General features: G+C 50.1%; 1 rRNA gene. It reads right to left on the reverse strand.

Features of this window, described 5'->3' with window-relative positions:
• A 23S ribosomal RNA gene (locus EII32_RS11680) occupies nucleotides 1–437 on the reverse strand; the annotation flags it as partial.

The following is a 437-nucleotide window of genomic DNA, read 5'->3' on the forward strand; positions in this document are numbered from 1 at the left end:
CCTTAGAATTCTCATCTTGACTACCTGTGTCGGTTTGCGGTACGGGCACCTAATCTCTATCTAGAGGCTTTTCTCGGCAGTGTGAAATCAACGACTCGAGGAAACAATTTCCTCTCCCCATCACAGCTCAATCTTAAGAGTGCCGGATTTGCCTAACACTCAATCTCACTGCTTAGACGTACAATCCAATCGTACGCTTCGCCTATCCTACTGCGTCCCCCCATCGATTAAAACGATTATAGGTGGTACAGGAATATCAACCTGTTATCCATCGCCTACGCCTGTCGGCCTCAGCTTAGGACCCGACTAACCCAGAGCGGACGAGCCTTCCTCTGGAAACCTTAGTCAATCGGTGGACGGGATTCTCACCCGTCTTTCGCTACTCACACCGGCATTCTCACTTCTAAGCGCTCCACATGTCCTTGCGATCATGCTTC

This window comes from Prevotella sp. OH937_COT-195, assembly GCF_003932845.1.
Taxonomy (GTDB): Bacteria; Bacteroidota; Bacteroidia; order Bacteroidales; family Bacteroidaceae; genus Prevotella.